Annotated in this window: 1 protein-coding gene; it reads left to right on the top strand. The window is 29.0% G+C overall.

The features are described 5' to 3' along the window. On the top strand, window positions 1-893 hold an 893-nt coding region (locus KA878_RS13780), incomplete at both ends, for an MFS transporter (protein ID WP_210142230.1).

Genomic DNA, 893 nt, shown 5'->3' with positions numbered 1-893 from the left:
TTCTTTCATTTTTTAGTGTATTAAATGAAATGGTTTTAAATGTTTCTTTACCTGATATTGCAAATCATTTTAATACTACTCCTGGAATTACAAACTGGGTAAACACTGCATATATGTTAACTTTTTCGATAGGAACAGCAGTATATGGAAAATTATCTGATTATATAAATATAAAAAAATTGTTAATTATTGGTATTAGTTTGAGCTGTCTTGGTTCATTGATTGCTTTTATTGGTCACAATCACTTTTTTATTTTGATTTTTGGTAGGTTAGTACAAGGAGTAGGATCTGCTGCATTCCCTTCACTGATTATGGTGGTTGTAGCTAGAAATATTACAAGAAAAAAACAAGGCAAAGCCTTTGGTTTTATAGGATCAATTGTAGCTTTAGGTGAAGGGTTAGGTCCTTCAATAGGGGGAATAATAGCACATTATATTCATTGGTCTTACCTACTTATACTTCCTATGATTACAATAGTAACTATACCTTTTCTTATTAAAGTCATGGTACCTGGTAAATCAACAAAAAATACATTAGATATCGTAGGTATTGTTTTAATGTCTATAAGTATTATATGTTTTATGTTATTTACGACAAATTATAATTGGACTTTTTTAATACTCTTCACAATCTTTTTTGTGATTTTTATTAAACATATTTCAAGAGTTTCTAACCCTTTTATTAATCCTAAACTAGGGAAAAACATTCCGTTTATGCTTGGTTTGTTTTCTGGTGGGCTAATATTTTCTATAGTAGCTGGTTTTATATCAATGGTGCCTTATATGATGAAAACTATTTATCATGTAAATGTAGCGACAATAGGTAATAGTGTTATTTTTCCTGGAACCATGAGTGTTATTGTTTTTGGTTATTTTGGTGGTTTTTTAGTGGAT

Source organism: Staphylococcus sp. GDY8P57P (assembly GCF_017892585.1).
In the GTDB taxonomy this organism is placed as follows: domain Bacteria; phylum Bacillota; class Bacilli; order Staphylococcales; family Staphylococcaceae; genus Staphylococcus; species Staphylococcus borealis.
The sequence above is the reverse complement of the archived record's forward strand: the minus strand, read 5'-3'. Positions and strand labels throughout refer to the sequence as shown.